Consider the following 306-nt stretch of genomic DNA (forward strand, 5'->3'; position numbering starts at 1 on the left):
CCGCCGCGACCGCCCGGACCACCCCGGCGGTCACCGCCCACTGGTCCGGATCCCCGAACCGCTCCAGCAGGCCGTCGAAGGCGGCCGCCCGGGTCGGGTCGAACGGGATCGGACGCCCGGTGAGGTCGGTCAGCGGGTGCGCCGGGTAGAGGTGCGCGCAGGGCAGGTGACCGGCGGGCACGGGCACGGTCGCCGCGTGCGTACGGCCCTCGCGCAGCACGTGCGGGAGCAGGTGGGTGTGCGGCCCGTCCGGGGAGCGGCCCTCCGGCGGCGGGATCGCGGCGTACACCTCGACCCGGCCGAGCG

At 78.8% G+C, this 306-nt stretch carries 1 protein-coding gene; it reads right to left on the minus strand.

Going from position 1 to position 306, the window contains the following annotated elements:
• Nucleotides 1-306: DUF6925 family protein (locus GTW08_RS00695; protein ID WP_202416212.1), on the minus strand; the 306-nt coding region annotated here is incomplete at both ends.

Origin of the sequence: Pseudonocardia sp. SID8383 (assembly GCF_009864975.1) — a bacterium.
Lineage (GTDB): Bacteria > Actinomycetota > Actinomycetes > Mycobacteriales > Pseudonocardiaceae > Pseudonocardia > Pseudonocardia alni.